We start from the raw sequence: 17,545 nt of genomic DNA on the forward strand, positions 1-17,545 counted from the left end.
ACCTCAGCTTTCCGATTTCTCTTTCCATTTTTTTAACCGCTCTTTAAACAGCTGTTTCTCTTCTTCCCACTTCGATACTTCTTCCGGTGTCTGTTCCACTTTGCTCACCTGACCTGCTTTTTGTTCTTCCAGCCATTTCGGAACGGTACCAGGCTTCGGCGCAGAGGACCGCCCGAATCTGGATCCATATTCTTTAGGAGCCTGGTCTTTGCGTTCCTTCTGTGCTTTGTTTTCTTTGCTGGCAAGTTCCATTGCTTCTTTTACTGTAGTCACCTTTGCACGTGTCCACTGCCCTGCTATTTTCTGCACAAACGCTGAATTCAGCTTCATGTTATTAATGCGCAGTACATAATCAATAAGTACGTTTGCTACCCCAGGCTGCAGCTTGTATTCAAATAGAAGCGATTCCGCGATCTTTACATCTCCTGCCGGCACTTTCGCTCCCTCAGAAACACTTTCGAGAAGAGCCATAGGCGAAATTTCTTCAAAATACTTAATCATTTTTTCTTTCCCTGTCACCGGCACCTGGTCTTTCATCTCCCGGTGTTCTTCCGGCTGCGTCCGATATCCTAAAGCAGGCGGCTCCGATCCATATTCGTAGCGGTACCATTCCTGCACTTTTTTCCGAAGAACAGACAGATCCAGCTCTTCATTCTGGTCTAGAGAGCGCTGAATTTCTTTGCTCATATCCAGGGGCTCCATCCGGTATAAAAAGGCAAGACGCTTTATCGCATGTATGTTATCACTGGATTTGATTTTTTCTTTATTAATAAAAGCGGGCAGGTCCGCATACAAAAGGTCAATATCAAACGACTGAGCTTTTATTTCAATTCCCGGACCGCCTTCAGCCGACAACAGATCCATCGCACTGTTTTCGCTGAATATCTCTTCTGTCATTTTCATTTCGGATTGATGAAGCGACGTAAACACCTGGTCAAACGAAGAGGTGACGTCGGTATACGCAGCAGGCTCTAATGCAGGAAGTATAAACCGTTCCCTGATCTGCCTGTATTTTTCCCTTCCCAGCCGATTGAATAAAAACACACTGAGTACGTCATCTCTAAAAAACTCCTCCGGGCTTAACGGCGGCTGAATTTCATAGATAAAGCACGGGGTATCCGCTTTTTCTTTTTTCAATACTTTCAGCAGGCCGATGCCTTCCAATTTTTTTCTTGCTTCCACAATATGATGAAGCGGAAGCTGCATCTGCGCCATTAAATCCCGATGTGACGTTTCTTCACAGCTGTATTTATCTTTTTCCAGTCTATTTGTTAAAACCTGGTACAGCGATGCGGCGTAAATGCCTATTAAAGGCTGATACAGCGAAGTTATTACTTTACTGGAATGTTCTTTGTTTTCCTGCTTAATCCGAATAGTAAAACTATCTGCCGGTAACAGCTCTTTCCAATACAAAGCCATTACAGAACGCCCCCTAATTCTTTACAAATCCAACGGACCAGGCATAAAGCACCCGGCTGCTGAAACCATTTATTTTTTTTCGTCTTTACTAATCAATTCCTTTAACTCGTTAATAAATACGGTAATATCCTTAAACTGGCGGTAAACGGAGGCAAACCTCACATAGGCTACATCGTCGACTCCGGCCAGTCTCTCCATTACAAGTTCGCCGACATCTTCGCTCTTGATTTCTGACTTTCCATCACTTCGAAGCTGCTGTTCTACATCATTTACAATAGCTTCCAGCGTTTCAAGGGCAACCGGGCGCTTTTCGCATGCCCGAATAAGCCCGCGCAGGATTTTTTCCCGGCTGAACTCTTCCCGTGCTCCACCCTTTTTTACGACAACGAGAGGCATTTCCTCCACCGTCTCAAAAGTCGTAAACCTATATTGGCAGGCGTCGCACTCACGGCGCCTTCTAATTGATTTTCCTTCATTGCTTGGCCTTGAATCCAGCACTCTTGTATTATTAGAATGACAGGCAGGACATTTCATTCTATCATCTCCGCATCTGCTTAGCCTCGCATGCTTTTATTCGTTGTTCTTATCATATCACTTTTCTAAAATCCTGGACAGTAACGAAAAACCCCACCTGAGACACTGCCTTCAGACGGGGTTCATCTATACTTTTTATAGTACTTTTGCTTCTGATTTCTCTGCCTGCACCGGACCCATTCCTCTCGGAAGCTCCAATGTTTCTTTTTCCGTGGCTTCTAAAGCTTTTGCTATATAATCAGACGCTACGTTAGGGTCTATCGTGTCCCCGCAGGTGTAAACGTCAATGCTCGCGTATCCATGCTCCGGAAAACTGTGAATGGTCAAATGGGATTCTGAAATAATCACTACGCCGCTTACTCCCTGAGGGGCAAACTTATGAAACGCTACTTCTCTTACTTCCGCTCCGGCTTCTAATGCTGCATTCACAAACACATTTTCCATTGCTTCTCTATCGTTTAATTTATCAATGTTACAGCCCCATAGTTCAGCTATAACGTGTCTTCCCATTGTATCCATGGGTGGACTCCCCCTTTACTATAAATATCATATGCCACGGATTCTTTTCATTATACTAACGTCCAGCCTTGGGGGAAAGTTAGTCCAAATGAGGTCCTAACCCTTACTGCTACATATAAATGAAGCATGCCTGAGACATATTCACAAAAGTTAGTATACGTTTTTTAGAATAGATTTGCAATGGTGAGGCCTATATTCCATTACCCTTTTTCCACAGTAAAAAAACAGGACAGCTCTTGCTGCTCCTGTTTTCTCTTCTTACATTAAGCGCTTATCATCGAGCTTTTCTGAACCGACTTTCCCACATAGCGCACAAGATCAACAACGCGGCATGAGTAGCCCCATTCGTTATCGTACCAGGCAAGAACTTTAATCTGCCTGTTATTAATAACCATTGTAGAAAGGCCGTCAATGATCGCAGAATTTTCATCTCCATTGTAGTCAATGGAAACAAGCGGGTCATAGTTGAAGCTGATAATGCCTTTCATGTCGTTTTCAGAAGCAGAACGAAGCACTTCATTTACTTCTTCTACGGTCACCTCTTTTTTTGTATCGATTACAATATCGATCAGCGAGACGTTTGGCGTCGGCACCCGCAGAGCCATTCCGTTCATTTTGCCTTCCAGCTCAGGAAGCACCTTTGAAATAGCCCTGGCGGCTCCTGTCGTAGTAGGAATGATAGACTGCCCGCAGGCTCTGGCACGTCTTAAATCTTTGTGGGGGTTGTCTATATTTTTCTGGTCGTTCGTATAAGAGTGGATCGTCGTTATTAATCCGCTTTCAATTCCGACCGTGCGATCGAGCACTTTTACTACCGGAGCAAGACAGTTCGTCGTGCAGGAAGCGTTCGAAATAATGTGGTGCTCCGCCGGATTGTAATCTGCTTCATTTACTCCCATAACAATAGTCGCGTCTTCCTCTTTAGCCGGAGCAGTAATAACGACTTTCTTGGCCCCTGCTTTTAAATGAAGGCCTGCCGTGTCTCTGGTTTTGAATTTACCCGTTGCTTCAATCACTACATCTATTTCCATTTGCTTCCACGGCAGATTAGCCGGATCTCTGTCTTGAAGAAGCGTTACGGTCTGTCCATCGATAATTAATTTGCCTTCTTCTGCTTTCACGTCTTTTTCGAATTTACCGTGTATTGTGTCATACTTAATAAGGTGAGCCAGCGTTTCCGCAGGGTAGCTTGCATTCACCGCTACTACCTCTAGTTCTTCATCCAACATCGCCTTGCGGAATACCATGCGGCCTATGCGGCCAAAACCGTTAATCGCTACTTTTGCTTTCATGCAGAAAGGCCTCCTCATTAATTGTGATATACTAATCGGTGTTTTATGTGATTAGTATAACATAATAACGAATAAATTGAACCTCATATTCGAAAAAAAGCAGGAATAACATATTTTCATGTCATTCCCGCTTTTTCTTATAAATTCCAGCTGTATTTGCGGCTGAGCTCGAGTATCTGCTGCTCGGTTTCTTCTTCCGATCCGCTGTTATCAATCACTTCATCCGCATGCTGTTTTTTTTCATCAATAGGCATCTGGGACGCTATCCGGTTTCTGGCATCTTCTGTTCCCTGATTATCACGTTCCATTAACCGCTCCATTTGTACAGCCGGCTCCGCATATACGAGGACAACCAGATCCACCATGTGCTGCAGTTTGCTTTCAATCAACAGGGGAATATCAAACACAACCAGTTCATTTCCCTGCTCTTGCAGCAGTTCTTTCTTTTCTATCATTCTCTGACGTACCGCCGGATGAACAATCTGATTGAGTATTTCGCGCTTTTCTCTGTCCGAAAAAATCACACGACCCAGTTCTTTACGATTGATGGAGCCATCTTTTTCGAGCATTTCCGTTCCAAAATGATCAATGATTTGACTGTACGCTTTCTCTCCCGGTTCCACTACTTCCCTTGCTACTTTATCTGCATCTACTACGGGCAGCCCATGCTTCATTAAAAAATCGGCTACCTTGCTCTTTCCAGTAGCAATGCCCCCTGTAAGCCCGATAATCACCGTATCGCTCCTTTACTTTATCCCTGGCAGGATGGACAGTAATGAGTACCTCTTCCTGCTTCTATCATCTTTTCGATAGGCGTGCCGCATTTTTTACAAGGCTCATCCCTTCGTGCATACACGTAAAGCTGGTTTTGAAACATTCCCATTTCTCCCTGGCCGTTCACGTAGGAACGAACAGAGCTTCCTCCACTTGCAATCGCTTCTGCAATAGTACTCGTTATTTCTGTATGAAGGCTTTGGATTTGTTTGTTGTTCAACAGCCTGGCTTTTTTATTCGGCATAATTCCTGAACGGAACAATGATTCATCCACGTAAATATTGCCAAGTCCCGCAATGGCCCGCTGATCCAGCAGGACTGTTTTTATCGTACGGCTTGTTTTTGCGAATATCTCCTTCAGATAAGCCGATGTAAACGATAAATCGTTTACCGGTTCCGGGCCCAGCTGGGATAATGGCAGGCTTGTCTGCTCTTCGCCGGGATTAAAAATGTGCATCGTCCCAAATTTACGGACATCCCGGTAGCGAAGCTCCGAGCCGTCCGTAAAATGAAAGCGTACATGGGTATGTTTATCCGGCTCATTGCCGGCCGCCATTTCATAGCGCCCTTCCATTCTAAGGTGGGAGACCATCACATAATCATCAAGAATAAAAGATAAAAATTTGCCTCTTCTTGCAACCCGGTGAATTTTCTGTCCGGAAAGCATCGTCACGAATGCTTCGGCATCGTCCGGCCGTTTAATCATTTTCGGCCAGCCGACTTCTATTTTTTCTAATGTTTTCCCCGCTACCAGGTGATTTAATGTTTCTTTTACTGTTTCTACTTCCGGAAGTTCAGGCATTTCTTATGCTCTCCTTACTTTGCATCATACCAGGTGTCACCGTAGGACACATCTGCTTTTAAAGGAACGTCCAGCTCCATTGTCCGTGCCATTACGTCCGGCACGAGCACTTCCATTTCCTTTAACTCATGTTCTGGTACTTCAAAGATCAATTCATCGTGTACCTGAAGCAGCATTCTGCTCTCCAGCTTTTTGTCTTTAAGAGCTTTTGTTACATCCACCATCGCTTTTTTGATAATATCTGCAGCCGTTCCCTGGATAGGTGTATTCATCGCGGTCCGCTCTGCAAAACTTCTTCTGTTAAAATTGCTGCTCGTAATCTCTGGAAGATACCGTCTCCTATTTAAAAGCGTTGTCACATACCCATATTCGCGGGCCTGTTCCTTAATGGAGTCCATATAATCACGGACTTTGGGATAACTGGCCAAATACCGGTCAATAAATTCCTGGGCTTCTTTCCTTGGAATGGAAAGACTCTGGGAAAGACCATAATCGGATATCCCATAAACAATGCCGAAGTTTACCGCTTTGGCGCTTCTTCGCATGTTCCCCGTCACGTCTTCTTCTTTTACATGAAATACGTCCATCGCGGTTTTCGTATGAACATCCATTTCGTTGCGAAACGCCTCCAGCAGCCCTTCATCGCCTGCAATGTGGGCAAGAACACGAAGTTCGATCTGGGAATAATCCGCCGCCAGAATACTCCAGCCTTTATCAGAAGACGTGAAGGCTTTGCGGATCTTCCGGCCTTCCTCCAGGCGGATAGGAATGTTCTGCAGGTTGGGCTCGGTGGAACTGAGCCTGCCGGTCTGGGTTAATGCCTGATTAAACATCGTGTGTATCTTGTGGGTATCCTCATGAACTACTTTTAAAAGACCTTCCACATATGTGGACTGAAGCTTCGACACCTGTCTGTACAAAAGCAGCTTAGGTATGATTTCATGCTGATCAGCCAGCTTCTCCAGCACGTCAGCCGAAGTGGAATAGCCCGTTTTTGTTTTTTTCAACGGGGGCAGTCCCAGTTTTTCAAACAAAATCGGCCCCAGCTGTTTCGGGGAATTAATATTAAAGTCGGTTCCCGCCAGCTCGTGGATTTCTTTTTCAAGCGTCTGCAGGCGCCCCGTCAGCTCTTCGCCCATCGCTTTCAGCTGATCTGTATCAACGGTGATGCCTGTTTTCTCCATTGTTCCGAGAATAAGCGACAACGGCAGTTCCAGGTCTTTAAACAGCTCAAACTGCTCGTTTTCTTTTAATTTCTTCTCAAGAACTTTCTTAAGTTCAAATACAGCCAGACCTTTGCGGACCAAGTGCTCCGAGAGCTTATCCTCTTCCGGCCGGCCGCGCTTTGCTCCTTTTCCAAATACCGCGTCGTCGCTGTCTATTTTCTTCTGCGCGTTCCGCTCGGCAATATCCGCCACTTGATGCGAGCCGGCAGAAGGGTCAATCAAATAAGAGGCTATCAAAATATCGTGGGTGACACCCGCGAGTTCAATGCCTTTCCACCCCAGTGCAACAACGGCACGTTTCGTATCCACCATATACTTTTCCTGCGCCGGGTCTGCCGCCCAGGTTTTAAATGCGTCCGAAGCAAGAGCCGCTTCTGTTGAAATATAGTAGGCGCCGGACTCGTTGACGATGGAAATCCCCCATATATCGGCTTCATGATAGTTTTCACTCGGTACTTCTACGATAAGGGCAGAAGGGGAGGCCAGCATTTCTTCGGTCACTTCTTTTTCCACAACGGTGAAATTGATGTCCTCAAGTTCCTGCTGCGCTTCTTCTTCTGTATCAAATTTCTTAATTAGGGATTCAAATTCCAGCTCTTTAAACAAAGCAATAATTTTATCCGTGTCGTATTCTTTGCGCGCAGCATCTTCTACAGAAACTGTTAAAGGGGCATTCGTTTCTATCACAGCAAGCTGTTTGCTCATCATTGCCTGTTCTTTGTTCTCTTCCAGGCGTTCTTTCATTTTCTTTCCGGAAATCTGATCAATCGATTCAAGCACCTTTTCTATTGTGCCGAATTCGTGGAGAAGCTTTAAAGCTGTTTTCTCCCCAATGCCCGGTACACCGGGAATATTATCCGAGCTGTCTCCCATTAATCCTTTCATATCAACAATCCGCGCCGGCTCAAAGCCATAACGTTCCTGCATCGCTTCAGGAGTATATGTTTCTACATTTGTAATCCCTTTTTTCGTTAAAGCCACACTCGTTTTTTTGGATACGAGCTGCAGAAGGTCTTTATCACCGGAATATATTTTAACGTCCCAGCCTTCCGTCTCTGCCCGGGAAGCCAGGGTTCCAATAATATCATCCGCTTCATAATTATTCACTTCGGTATAAGCAATATCAAATGCTTCCAGGAGCTCTCTCATTAAAGGCAGCTGCTCAGAAAGTTCACCTGGTGTTTTCTGCCGCCCGGATTTATATTCTTTAAACGTTTCGTGCCGGAATGTCGTTTTCCCTGCATCAAAGGCAACCAAAAGATGGGAAGGACTTTCTTCTTCCAGCACTTTCAGCAGCATCGTCGTGAAACCGTATACGGCGTTCGTGTATACGCCCTTTTTATTATTCAAAAGAGGCAGGGCAAAAAAGGCCCGGTAGGCAATACTATTTCCATCAATCAATACTAGTTTATTCACTATAAAACCTCCGTCATCCCGTTTTCATACCTCTTATATTTTATCATACATTCCTTCTGCCAGAGAGGGAAAAGCAGTGCAGGCCTGTTCTGATTTTTTCACACCACGGGGAAACAACCATAAAAAAAAGACAAGGCCCAAGGGGGGGCACTCGTCTTTAAGGGGATGTTGCTCTACTAAAGATTTTAAGGGATGAGGTATAAAATCTCCAGAAGAGGAAACCGTTCTATCTCATCATAGCCTTTGAACGTAAACCATTCATTGAGCCATTGTAAATAGTTTGTAAATATTTAGAAATTCGATTGGTTTGTACGAGTGGGAAAAGAAACGATAAAAGCTGTGCCTTTTCCCATTTCGCTTTCCACTCTTATTTTCCCTTTGTGGGCTTCCACTAAATGCTTCACAATCGCCAGTCCAAGCCCGGTTCCCCCCGAATTTCTGCTTCTGGCTTTATCCACACGGTAAAACCGCTCAAAAATGCGGGGCTGCTCTTCCTGTGCGATCCCTATGCCCGAATCTTCAATTCTCCAGACCGTTTCCGTCGCAGACTGCGTAATAACAATACGGATAGATCCATCATCAGGCGTGTAGCTGATGGCATTATCCACTAAATTAATCATTACCTGTTTCAAGCGTCCTGCATCACCTCTCATTACAATATTCTCTTCACATTGAATATCAAGATGGTGGGATTTGGCTTCAAGCTTCGGACGCAGCAGGCTGACTGCCTCCCCAATTAAAGAAAGGGGAGCAATATCCTGCATATACAAATTAAAGTGCTCCTGTTCAATCCGGGAAAGCTCGAGAAGGTCGGAAATCAAATCCTGAAGGCGGTCGCTTTCATTCCATATTATTTCTAAAAACTGCTTGGTTAACTCCGGCTCATGCATTGCTCCGTCCAATAACGTTTCAGCGAAACCTTTTAAAGAAGTGACCGGTGTTTTTAACTCATGAGAGACGTTGGCAACAAAATCCTTACGCACATTCTCCAGTTTTTTTAGTTCTGAAATATCGTGCATAACGAGGACAATGCCTCTTATTTTGTCCTGGTCGCCTAAAATAGGCGCACCATATACGTCGTAATGCTTAATTCCGGAAGGAGCGGCAAGCTGTACCTGATTGCGCACCTTCACTTCTGTTAAAAATATTTCCTGAATTAGTTTAATCAGGTTTTTTTCTTCAATCACTTCATAATACAAATAGTCCAGCCACTGATCGGTATCCACTTCAAAAATATCTTTACAGTATTGATTGATTAACGTAATATCACCGCGGTTGTTTATAAATACCAAACCGCTTCCCATATGGTCGATTAATGCTTCCAAACGTTCCTGCTGGGATTGATAGCTCGATGTAATCTGGTCCAGGTTATAGGCTGTCATGTTCATCGACCGGGTCAACTGCCCGATTTCATCTTTGGAATTGCTGTATGCTCTTGCTTTAAAATTACCTTTCGCCAGCTCCCGAGCCACATTGGACACTTCATCAATCGGTGCTGTCATTTGATGGGCAATACGGAAAGCGATAGTAGAAATAATAATAAAAGCAACGGCAAAACTGGCTATAATGATCCAGTACAGCTGTGTATTCACTGCTTCCACCTGATCCATAGGAAAAGCGAGCCTGACGTAGCCGTCTTCAAATGGCTGGGCGTAATATAAGAGCCTCTCTCCAGACGTCTCACTCACCCGGATGTTATAGCCATCTGCTTCGCCGGCATTTTGAATTTCCGGGCGGTCCAGATGATTTTCCATAGCAGATGTTTCTGCTGTAGAATCTCCTACTACGTCGCCATTGTTATTTAAAATAGTGACACGCACTTCCAGATCCTCTTCCACACTGTCTGCAAATGACTGCCACTCTTCCGGATTAAGGTCTGTTACCGCTGTCGCGGTAAAGCGTGCTTCTTTGCTCAAACGCTCCACCAACTGGTCTGTGTAATACCCCTGCATTAAATTGCTGATTAAAAACCCTAATGAAACAAGCACAAAAAAGATAGCCGCTATAATACCTAGAATCAGTCTCGTTCGAAATCGTTTCATGCAGAGGGAGGTCCCTCAAATTTATAGCCAAGGCCTCTCACCGTTTTGATGAAAGTCGGTTTCTTCGCTGCTGGTTCGATTTTTTCCCGGAGATGGCTGATATGTACATCGACAATTCGTGTATCACCGACAAACTCATAGTTCCAGACGGCGTTTAGCAGCTGATCTCTTGTAAGCACCCGGCCTTTGTTGTTTGTTAAATACAGTAACAGCTCAAACTCTTTTGGAGTCAGCTCCAACGCCCGGCCATCTGCAATAACTTCATAATTATCCGGATAGATAGTAAGGTGTCCAATGACTTTCTTTTTTACTTCTTCCTTCACTTCTGCTCCCGATACATTATCTACACGACGGAGAATAGCTTTTACCCGGGCCACCAGTTCCCTTGGACTGAACGGCTTCGTCATGTAATCATCCGCTCCCAGTTCAAGGCCCAGTACCTTATCAAATTCATCGTCCTTTGCGGTAAGCATCAGGATAGGCATATGGTATTTCTCCTGACGGATCTGCCTGCATACTTCAAGGCCATCCATCTCCGGTATCATAAGATCCAGCACGATTAAATCGTACGTTTCACTCTTTGCTTTCTGCAGCGCTTCTTTTCCATCCGAAGCTGTATCAATCGCAAACCCTGCCTGCTTTAGATTATACGTAATCAACGTAAGAATTGATTCTTCATCATCAACAACCAACAACCGCTGTGCCATCTTCTTCCCCCATTCGCTTTTATATACCCTAATAATAAAAGCATAACTTTGAACGTATTTCATCTTCTTTTCTTCTATCTTACTATACTTTCTTATAATTGCTCAAATTCTTCTCCTTTTGCTGTAACAAAAAAACAGCTCCCCAAAAGGGAGCCGTTCTTTACATTATTCAGCAGGCAGGGCTTCCATAACAGCTTTAACTGATTCTACTGATTTGGCCATTGCCGCCTTTTCCTCTTCTGTGAGATCAAGCTCAATGATCTTTTCGATGCCGTCGCCGCCGAGAACGGTAGGAACACCGAGGTACAGGTCATTAAAGCCATATTCCCCTTCAAGGTAAGCGATGGTTGGAATAATGCGCTTTTTATCTTTCAAAATTGCTTCTACCATCTGCGTAATGGATGCACCGGGTGCATAATACGCACTCCCGTTTCCAAGTAGAGAAACAATTTCGCCGCCGCCTTTTCTTGTTCTCTCCACGATAGCATCAATTCTATCCTGGGAAAGCAGAGAAGTAAGCGGTACGCCTCCTACGCTGGAATAACGGATTAATGGAACCATGTCATCACCATGGCCGCCGAGAACAAAGCCCTGTACATCTTCTACAGAATAGCCAAGTTCCTGGGAAACAAATGTCCGGAATCTGGCAGTGTCCAACACGCCGGATTGTCCGATCACTCGATTTTTAGGAAAACCAGATTCTTTATACACAGTGTATGTCATCGCATCCGCCGGGTTTGTCAGCACGATAATATAACACTCCGGAGAATGCTTAACAATCTCCCGCGTTACCGATTTCATGATTTTTGCATTTGTATTTACAAGATCATCTCTGCTCATACCGGGCTTTCTGGCAATTCCGGCTGTAATGACCACTACGTCAGAGCCTGCCGTATCTTTGTAGTCTGATGTTCCTGTTACATTCACATCAGCTCCCTGAACAGGAGTGGACTCAAGCATATCAAGAGCCTTCCCTTTAGTCGGGCCTTCCATATCAGGAATATCTACAAGGACTACGTCTGCAAGTTCTTTCTGGGCTGTCATTATAGCTGTTGTTGCCCCTGTAAAACCACTGCCGATAACGGATACTTTTCTGCGTTTAATAGCCATCTTTATTTCCTCCCAGTATCGTAATTACATGTTGTTGATAAGTGCATCTCCAAATTCAGAGCATTTCACTTCTGTAGCGCCATCCATTAGACGGGCAAAGTCATACGTTACTACTTTGCTTTCAATTGTCTTGTCCATCGCGCCGATAACAAGATCAGCTGCTTCGTTCCAGCCAAGGTGGCGGAGCATAAGCTCTCCGGAAAGAATAACAGAAGATGGATTCACTTTATCAAGTCCAGCATACTTAGGAGCTGTTCCGTGTGTTGCTTCAAAGATCGCATGTCCTGTTTCGTAGTTGATGTTGGCTCCAGGTGCAATACCAATGCCGCCGACCTGTGCTGCAAGTGCGTCGGATACATAGTCACCGTTGAGGTTCATCGTTGCTACTACGTCAAATTCTTTCGGACGAGTAAGAATCTGCTGTAGGAAGATATCTGCGATAGAATCTTTTACAATGATTTTTCCGTCTTTTTCAGCTTTATCCTGTGCTTCATTTGCTGCTTCTTTTCCTTCTTTTTCTACGATCTCATCATACTGGGCCCATGTAAATACTTTCTCGCCGTACTCTCTTTCAGCAAGCTCATATCCCCATGTCTTAAAGGCACCTTCTGTAAATTTCATAATGTTACCTTTATGAACAAGCGTTACAGTTTTAAGGTTTTCTTCAAGTGCGTAATCGATCGCTGCGCGGACAAGACGCTCTGTACCTTCTTTGGATACAGGCTTGATGCCGATACCGGATGTTTCAGGGAAACGAATGCCGGTAGCTCCCATTTCATCCTGAAGGAAGTTAATCACTTTCTTCGCCTCGTCTGTGCCCTGCTTGTACTCAATACCTGCATATATATCTTCAGTGTTCTCACGGAAAATAACCATGTTTACATCTTCCGGACGCTTAACCGGGGAAGGTACGTTTGTGAAGTGGCGTACTGGACGAAGGCAAGTAAAAAGATCCAGGCGCTGACGAAGAGCTACGTTTAATGAACGAATGCCCCCGCCGATTGGAGTAGTTAATGGTCCTTTGATAGCAATAAGGTATTCGCGGATTGCATCAAGGGATTCTTCCGGAAGCCATTCTCCTGAATTGTTGTATGCTTTTTCTCCAACAAGAATTTCTTTCCAGTGAATTTTCTTTTCGCCGTTGTATGCTTTTTCAACTGCAGCATCCAAAACTTTTTCAGATGCAGCCCAGATATCCGGGCCAATACCGTCACCTTCGATATAAGGAATTACCGGGTTATTTGGTACGTTTAATACTCCATTATTTGTTGTAATTTTTTCTCCATTAGCCATTTCAAAAAAACCTCCTACTTAGAATAAGTGAACCACTATTTATTTTAATGTTGTCCTGCGGCAGAGTAAAGAGAATAAAGGAAATCCTTTATTCTCTTACTATTGCGTTGTCGCTATTATCTTTGATCCATCGGCACGTACTTCTGCTTATCCGGTCCTACATAATCAGCACGGGGGCGGATTAAGCGGTTGTCGCTGTACTGTTCCAGAATATGGGCCAGCCAGCCGGAAACACGGCTTGTTGCAAAGATAGGGGTAAACAAATCGTGATCAATGCCGAGGCTGTGGTAAACAGAAGCAGAATAGAAATCCACGTTTGGAAGAAGGCCTTTTTCGTTGGTTACAACTTCTTCTACTTTCAGGGACATATCAAACCACTTTGTTTCACCGGTTACTTTTGTCAGGCGCTCGGACATATCACGAAGATGTTTCGCTCTTGGATCGCCGTGCTTGTAAACACGGTGTCCAAATCCCATAATTTTTTCTTTATTCGCCATGGCTTTTTTAATGTAATCTTCAGCCTTATCTGTCTCGCCGATTTCAGAAAGCATAGCCATAACTTTTTCGTTGGCACCGCCGTGAAGCGGGCCTTTTAATGCTCCGATAGCGGATGTCACACCGGAGTAAATATCGGATAGTGTCGCTACGCAGACACGTGCCGTAAATGTCGAAGCGTTCAACTCATGGTCTGCATGAAGAACGAGCGCTTTGTTAAATGCTGTAACAGACGTTTCATCCGGCTCTTCGTTATTCAGCATATAAAGAAAGTTCGCTGCAAAACCAAGGTCTGCTTTTGGTGCAATTGGTTCTTTTCCTTCGCGAATGCGGGAGAAACCTGTAACAATTGCAGGAATCTGTGCCTGAATCTTTACAGCTTTACGCTTGTTTGATTCCTCATTCATTTCATCTGCTTCCTCATCGTACAAGCCAAGCTGGGAAACAGCCGTACGAAGTGCAGCCATTGGATGTACCTTTTCGATCGGATACTGCTTCATGAAATCAAATATTTCTTTCGGTACGTCCATATTTGCAGCAAGATCTTTCGTAAGTTCGTTTAATTCATTTTCCTTTGGCAGATGTCCATTCCAAAGTAAATAAATAACTTCCTCAAAAGTGGCATTATCTGCAAGATCATCAATATCAAAACCCTGATAAGTCAGGACATCATCAATGATGGAACTGACGCTTGAGGTAGTTGCTACTACCCCTTCAAGACCGCGTGTTGTACTCATTTTAAAAACATCTCCTTTACCTTAAAGTATGATTTCCAAATTCTTTGAAAATCGAAAATGCTTACATTTCCATGAATTGTAAAAACCGCCACTCCTTTTTAACTAGAATGGTTAGTCTGTTTGCTACACAGAGTACCCTTCCCTTAAAGGCTCGATCATAATCATCATCGTTCCGGCATACTATTATAGGCGCGATTCATTATAAGCTAACTATGTAGGAAGGACTTTCACCTACTCATTATAACCATAATTCATGAATTTGTGAATCAAAGTACGTAAAAAAATCGCATTCTTCTCTATGCCGGCTGTTACGAGCCGATCTTTTTTCAACCGGCTCCAGATGAAGAAAAGAATTCCACCACTTTCATCGCAGTGTAAGCCATACCAGCTCCGATAAGCGGGCCGACAGCTACTCCATTAAACAAAACAACAGCCAGAATGGTTCCAAATACAAGAGCTGCTGTAATGTGAGGATCGTTTGCAAGCAGCACCACCCCGCCTTTCGCTATGACAGCTACCGCTATGCCGGCCGCAAGCGCGATCCATGCATAGGACGACCTGGCTGCTTCTCCAAGCTGGCTGAACCCGATTTCTCCGGTCATAATAGGGATAAGAACCGTAAATGTAAGAATAGTAACTGCTATAGTAATGCCTTTAGCCTGCATAAAGGGAAATACTTTATCTCCGAGTCCTGCATAATGCACGACGAGCAGAGCAACAATAGCAATAATTAACGTCTGGTTTTTTGCAATGATGCTGACAGCAAGAAGTGCCAGCATAAAAAGTGAGCCTGATGAAAACATTCCAATCCCTTCTCCCTCTGAAATGATGTTGTGGTTTCTTATGTAAAAAATAAGCCGGGCGGATCCGCTTTTTTAAGCAAAAAAAGGCCCACTTTTTCAAGCGGGCCGAATTGTTTTTCACTTACCTTCTTGTAACGACAACTGTTCCGTTCCGCAGCATCCGGTTCAATATTTTTTGGAAAAGTGCTTTAGCTGATCCGCGTGTTGCCGGAATAAGCAGCAAAAAGCCTATCAAGTCTGTAATAAAACCGGGAGTAAGCAAAAATGCACTTCCGAGCAGAATACATGCTCCATCCATAACCAGGTTGCTTGGAATTTCCCCATTCTGCATCTGCAGCTGGGCGGTTCTGATCGTTTGAAGGCCTTCTTTTTTAGCAAGCCATGCACCTAATATACCAGTAAGGATAATAAGAATGATCGTCGGCCAGATGCCAATAACATTTCCTGCCAGAATAAGCACGCCTACTTCAGCGGCTGGAACAATAATGAGCAGCAAGAGGAGCCATTTCATTTAATTCTCTCCTTTTTTTCTCTTATCTTAATATTATATACGGAATAAGCCGCCCCGTATAGCAGGGCGGCTTTTTTACCGTACTTCTCTTTAAAGGACACTTGCATGACCGCGGTAAATATCGCCACGGGCACCGTCCACTGTAATTTCTTCTCCATCTTCAAACAAGTCTGTCGCTTCATCTACCCCAACGATGACTGGAATGCCAAGCGTAAGACCAACAACTGCTGCATGTGATGTTAATCCGCCTTCTTCTGTAATAACAGAAGACGCCTGTTCAAATGCCGGCATCATGTCTTTATCCGTACCGTACGTAATAAGAATAGCGCCTGGTACCATTTTCCGTTTTGCTTCTTCTGCATTTTTAGCGATAACTACTTTACCAGAGGCAGTTTTTCTTCCAATACCCTGGCCTTTTGCAGCTACTTCTCCAATTACGTGAACCTTCATAATGTTTGTCGTTCCAGATTCACCAACCGGTACACCTGCAGTAATGACAACAAGATCTCCATGTTCTACACGGCCGCTTTTTAACGCTTCCGTTACCGTAATATCGAGCATTTCATCTGTTGTTTTCGCTGCAGCACCGTGAATGGCTTTAACACCCCAGACGAGCGCCAGTTTTCTTACAACGCCCGGGTTGCTGGATACCGCAATAATCGGTGATTCCGGGCGGTATTTAGATACAATTCTTGCTGTATTTCCACTTTCCGTAGCAGACAAAATGGCTGCAGCATTTAAATTAAAAGCCGTATGGGAAACAGCCTGGCTGATTGAGTTGGTAATCGAAACCCGGCTTTCTTTTGTTCTTTGGCTTAAAATAGTTTTGTACTTTAATGCTGTTTCTGTTTTGCGGGCTATATTACTCATCGTCTGAACAGATTCCACCGGATAATCCCCGGCTGCCGTTTCTCCTGAAAGCATAATCGCATCCGTGCCGTCAAAGATAGCATTGGCTACATCACTTGCTTCTGCTCTTGTTGGACGCGGATTGCGCTGCATCGAATCAAGCATCTGGGTTGCCGTAATAACCGGCTTTGCCAGCGTATTGCATTTTTTAATTAACTCTTTCTGAGCCAATGGAACATCCTCCGGCGGTATCTCTACACCAAGGTCTCCACGTGCTACCATCAAGCCGTCTGATACTTCAAGAATGGAATCAATGTTGTCGATCCCTTCCTGGTTTTCGATCTTCGGAATGATCTGAATGTCCTCTGCTCCATGCTTTTCAAGAAGCTCTCTTATTTCAAGCACATCAGATGCTCTTCTGACAAAAGAGGCTGCAATAAAGTCTACGCCCTGCTTAATACCAAATTCAATGTCAGCTGCATCTTTATCGGTAATACCCGGCAGATTAACGCTGACATTAGGAAGGTTAACCCCTTTTTTATTTTTGAGCTCTCCATTATTGAGCACTCTTGTAAGAAGGTTTTTTCCCTGAATTTCAAGGACTTCCAGTTCAATCAATCCGTCATCAAGAAGAATTTTCTTTCCGGGTTCCAGGTCATCTGCCAGGCCGCCATACGTTACCGAAATTTTATCTGTTGTCCCTTCTACTTCTTCTGCGGAGACAATCAGGTCCTGCCCTTTTTCAAGGTTGATCGCACCGCCGGCCATCGTATGGGTCCGGATTTCCGGACCTTTCGTATCTAAAAGAATGGCTACGTTTTTCTCGAGCTTTGCAGATACCTCACGGAGATTATCAATTCGTGCCTGATGTTCAGCAAAATCACCGTGGGAAAAATTCAGCCTGGCCACGTTCATGCCTGCTGTCATTAATTTTTCCAAAATCACCGGATCTTCACTTGCCGGGCCTATAGTACAAACTATTTTTGTTTTTCTCATCTTATTCCTCCTAATTATTT

Annotated in this window: 15 protein-coding genes; all 15 read right to left on the reverse strand. The window is 44.3% G+C overall.

Annotated elements, in window-relative coordinates; genetic code table 11:
• Positions 1 to 3: 3 nt before the first annotated feature.
• Positions 4 to 1,419 (reverse strand): replication initiation and membrane attachment family protein, encoded by a 1,416-nt coding sequence (locus AC5W14_RS02920; RefSeq protein WP_496193646.1) that lies wholly within the window; start codon positions 1,417 to 1,419, stop codon positions 4 to 6.
• Between the two features lie 69 nt (positions 1,420 to 1,488).
• Entirely contained in the window at positions 1,489 to 1,953 is a 465-nt protein-coding gene (nrdR, locus tag AC5W14_RS02925; RefSeq protein ID WP_496059106.1) for a transcriptional regulator NrdR, read from the reverse strand.
• Positions 1,954 to 2,088: 135 nt separating this feature from the next.
• Positions 2,089 to 2,472, reverse strand: coding sequence for an adenosylmethionine decarboxylase (gene speD, locus AC5W14_RS02930; protein WP_496059105.1), 384 nt, complete (start codon positions 2,470 to 2,472; stop codon positions 2,089 to 2,091).
• A gap of 263 nt (positions 2,473 to 2,735) precedes the next feature.
• Positions 2,736 to 3,764: a glyceraldehyde-3-phosphate dehydrogenase gene (locus AC5W14_RS02935; protein WP_496059104.1), complete on the reverse strand. Its 1,029-nt coding sequence runs from the start codon at positions 3,762 to 3,764 to the stop codon at positions 2,736 to 2,738.
• Positions 3,765 to 3,901: 137 nt separating this feature from the next.
• Positions 3,902 to 4,498 carry a dephospho-CoA kinase gene (gene coaE, locus AC5W14_RS02940; RefSeq protein WP_496059103.1) on the reverse strand — a complete coding sequence of 199 codons (597 nt, stop codon included), beginning with the start codon at positions 4,496 to 4,498 and terminating at the stop codon, positions 3,902 to 3,904.
• Between the two features lie 17 nt (positions 4,499 to 4,515).
• Positions 4,516 to 5,340, reverse strand: coding sequence for a DNA-formamidopyrimidine glycosylase (gene mutM / locus AC5W14_RS02945; RefSeq protein ID WP_496059102.1), 825 nt, complete (start codon positions 5,338 to 5,340; stop codon positions 4,516 to 4,518).
• 14 nt (positions 5,341 to 5,354) lie between these two features.
• Positions 5,355 to 7,982 (reverse strand): DNA polymerase I, encoded by a 2,628-nt coding sequence (gene polA / locus AC5W14_RS02950; RefSeq protein ID WP_496059101.1) that lies wholly within the window; start codon positions 7,980 to 7,982, stop codon positions 5,355 to 5,357.
• A 290-nt stretch (positions 7,983 to 8,272) separates the two neighbouring features.
• The gene (gene pnpS, locus AC5W14_RS02955; RefSeq protein ID WP_496059100.1) at positions 8,273 to 10,024 is read right to left on the reverse strand and encodes a two-component system histidine kinase PnpS; all 1,752 of its coding nucleotides are present in this window, start codon (positions 10,022 to 10,024) and stop codon (positions 8,273 to 8,275) included.
• A complete protein-coding gene (locus tag AC5W14_RS02960) occupies positions 10,021 to 10,731 on the reverse strand; it encodes a response regulator transcription factor (RefSeq protein ID WP_496059099.1) in 711 nt (236 codons plus the stop codon). The genes pnpS and AC5W14_RS02960 overlap by 4 nt, the downstream gene beginning before the upstream one ends.
• 165 nt (positions 10,732 to 10,896) lie before the next feature.
• The gene (gene mdh / locus AC5W14_RS02965; RefSeq protein WP_496059098.1) at positions 10,897 to 11,841 is read right to left on the reverse strand and encodes a malate dehydrogenase; all 945 of its coding nucleotides are present in this window, start codon (positions 11,839 to 11,841) and stop codon (positions 10,897 to 10,899) included.
• A 24-nt stretch (positions 11,842 to 11,865) separates the two neighbouring features.
• A complete protein-coding gene (icd, locus tag AC5W14_RS02970) occupies positions 11,866 to 13,134 on the reverse strand; it encodes an NADP-dependent isocitrate dehydrogenase (protein WP_496059097.1) in 1,269 nt (422 codons plus the stop codon).
• Between the two features lie 116 nt (positions 13,135 to 13,250).
• Entirely contained in the window at positions 13,251 to 14,366 is a 1,116-nt protein-coding gene (gene citZ / locus AC5W14_RS02975) for a citrate synthase (RefSeq protein ID WP_496059096.1), read from the reverse strand.
• Between the two features lie 326 nt (positions 14,367 to 14,692).
• Positions 14,693 to 15,169, reverse strand: coding sequence for a DUF441 domain-containing protein (locus AC5W14_RS02980; protein WP_496059095.1), 477 nt, complete (start codon positions 15,167 to 15,169; stop codon positions 14,693 to 14,695).
• A 121-nt stretch (positions 15,170 to 15,290) separates the two neighbouring features.
• Positions 15,291 to 15,680 carry an FxsA family protein gene (locus AC5W14_RS02985; protein WP_496059094.1) on the reverse strand — a complete coding sequence of 130 codons (390 nt, stop codon included), beginning with the start codon at positions 15,678 to 15,680 and terminating at the stop codon, positions 15,291 to 15,293.
• A 90-nt stretch (positions 15,681 to 15,770) separates the two neighbouring features.
• Entirely contained in the window at positions 15,771 to 17,525 is a 1,755-nt protein-coding gene (pyk, locus tag AC5W14_RS02990; protein ID WP_496059093.1) for a pyruvate kinase, read from the reverse strand.
• Between the last annotated feature and the right edge of the window lie 20 nt (positions 17,526 to 17,545).

The sequence above is a fragment of the Sinobaca sp. TMA16-18 genome, from assembly GCF_059510535.1.

Coding starts and splice junctions, on each gene's coding strand:
- pyk (WP_496059093.1), bottom strand. CDS start 17,525: ATGAGAAAAACAAAAATAGTTTGTACTATAGGCCCGGCAAGTGAAGAT.
- nrdR (WP_496059106.1), bottom strand. CDS start 1,953: ATGAAATGTCCTGCCTGTCATTCTAATAATACAAGAGTGCTGGATTCA.
- speD (WP_496059105.1), bottom strand. CDS start 2,472: ATGGATACAATGGGAAGACACGTTATAGCTGAACTATGGGGCTGTAAC.
- AC5W14_RS02980 (WP_496059095.1), bottom strand. CDS start 15,169: ATGTTTTCATCAGGCTCACTTTTTATGCTGGCACTTCTTGCTGTCAGC.
- AC5W14_RS02960 (WP_496059099.1), bottom strand. CDS start 10,731: ATGGCACAGCGGTTGTTGGTTGTTGATGATGAAGAATCAATTCTTACG.
- mutM (WP_496059102.1), bottom strand. CDS start 5,340: ATGCCTGAACTTCCGGAAGTAGAAACAGTAAAAGAAACATTAAATCAC.
- AC5W14_RS02935 (WP_496059104.1), bottom strand. CDS start 3,764: ATGAAAGCAAAAGTAGCGATTAACGGTTTTGGCCGCATAGGCCGCATG.
- AC5W14_RS02985 (WP_496059094.1), bottom strand. CDS start 15,680: ATGAAATGGCTCCTCTTGCTGCTCATTATTGTTCCAGCCGCTGAAGTA.
- icd (WP_496059097.1), bottom strand. CDS start 13,134: ATGGCTAATGGAGAAAAAATTACAACAAATAATGGAGTATTAAACGTA.
- pnpS (WP_496059100.1), bottom strand. CDS start 10,024: ATGAAACGATTTCGAACGAGACTGATTCTAGGTATTATAGCGGCTATC.
- citZ (WP_496059096.1), bottom strand. CDS start 14,366: ATGAGTACAACACGCGGTCTTGAAGGGGTAGTAGCAACTACCTCAAGC.
- mdh (WP_496059098.1), bottom strand. CDS start 11,841: ATGGCTATTAAACGCAGAAAAGTATCCGTTATCGGCAGTGGTTTTACA.
- AC5W14_RS02920 (WP_496193646.1), bottom strand. CDS start 1,419: ATGGCTTTGTATTGGAAAGAGCTGTTACCGGCAGATAGTTTTACTATT.